Annotated in this window: 1 rRNA gene; it reads right to left on the reverse strand. The window is 47.2% G+C overall.

Annotated elements, in window-relative coordinates:
• Nucleotides 1-267: 267 nt before the first annotated feature.
• Nucleotides 268-358 (reverse strand): 16S ribosomal RNA (locus ACZYRN_RS19290); the annotation flags it as partial.

Below are 358 nucleotides of genomic sequence, written 5' to 3' on the forward strand. Positions count from 1 at the left end.
CGTCGGCTCCTAGTGCCAAGGCATCCACCGTGCGCCCTTTCTAACTTAACCTAAAAGGCATTCATGTGTGTTACTTGGTTTTCTACTTATTCATACGATTGCTTCTATCCAGTTTTCAAAGAACAATGTAAAGAAGATCAAAGGCTCTATGGACGACATGTTGTCGCAGCGCCTTTGCGATCTGCTCGGCAGATCCGAAGGATTAAACCTTCAAAACTGAACAAAATCAAGGTCAAAACGTCTCGTTTTTCGGTAAAAATTCCTTAGAAAGGAGGTGATCCAGCCGCACCTTCCGATACGGCTACCTTGTTACGACTTCACCCCAATCATCTGCCCCACCTTCGGCGGCTGGCTCCCG

The organism is Domibacillus sp. F004 (assembly GCF_057814295.1).